The following is a 1,025-nucleotide window of genomic DNA, read 5'->3' as shown; positions in this document are numbered from 1 at the left end:
AATTTGCAATTAATAGTTAAATTTTACTAGCGGTCCACCTCAGGGCGTGTTGTTATGCATAATTAACCAGATGCATCACTTAGATACACTAACCACTTTTTGATGTCCTAAGGAACAATACTTAACGTCACCAGATGGACTTGTAAGCTTTAAAGAAGAAGCTTCAAGTAACATTTTATCCATCCCTTGTAACTGAATTTTTTTATCACGTTCCTCTCCCTTTGAACACTCCCCAAGCAAAAATCGAAATTCTTTTTGATAACTCAATTTAGAATCTTTAACTACAAGAGATCTTTCTAATGGGTTGTCAGAATACTTAACTCCTCCCATATGAACTTTGCAACCGCTTGCCTTAGCGAGAAGGTGCCTGTATGCGCTAATTTTAGTGGCGGGTAAAATTACAAAATAAGTCCCAAACTCATTTAGCATTTGTTCTAATGAATTTTCAAAATTATTATGTGGACCGATTACAGCCCATGATTGCAGCCATGCATCTTTCTGTTCAGCAGCAGGATAGACTAAAATACTTTCAGCATCATCGAAGTTGACTTTGTCACCATTATGAATGATGTTTGGCATCTCATCGCCTAATTGTTTATCCCAATAACCAAGGCATGATTCACTTCTATCCCCTCTTCCAATACTTTTATCCTTCCTGTAATAATGAGGAGTTCTGAAAAGATTTGTTCCTTTTTTAAAGGACAAATAATGATCTTCACGACTGAAGAACTTAATTAAAGCTACTGCCTGTGATCGCGACTTGGGATTATCACTCATTTTATTTTCTTCTTTTTAAAGTAATGGAACAACGATAGAGTTTAGTATTTATGCATAACGCCCGCTTAAGCGGACGAAAATAGTGGGCTAAAATTTTGTTGAGGAACGAAACATAGCCCACTATTTTGTTCCGACTTGAAGCGTTTGTTATGTGCCTTTTCTAAGACTAAGCAACTCTTTTTTTACATTATTAGTGTAGTGGTCTAATGATCTCGGACACCATTTAAGGTGGTATTATTATCACTTAT

Annotated in this window: 1 protein-coding gene; it reads right to left on the bottom strand. The window is 36.0% G+C overall.

Translation table 11 applies throughout. The annotated features are described in order from the left end of the window. Window positions 1-75: 75 nt before the first annotated feature. Entirely contained in the window at window positions 76-777 is a 702-nt protein-coding gene (locus V6256_RS15120) for a hypothetical protein (protein ID WP_341599099.1), read from the bottom strand. Window positions 778-1,025 lie beyond the last annotated feature (248 nt).

It is taken from the genome of Psychromonas aquatilis (assembly GCF_038155185.1).
GTDB classification, from domain to species: Bacteria; Pseudomonadota; Gammaproteobacteria; order Enterobacterales; family Psychromonadaceae; genus Psychromonas; species Psychromonas aquatilis.
The sequence above is the reverse complement of the archived record's forward strand: the minus strand, read 5'-3'. Positions and strand labels throughout refer to the sequence as shown.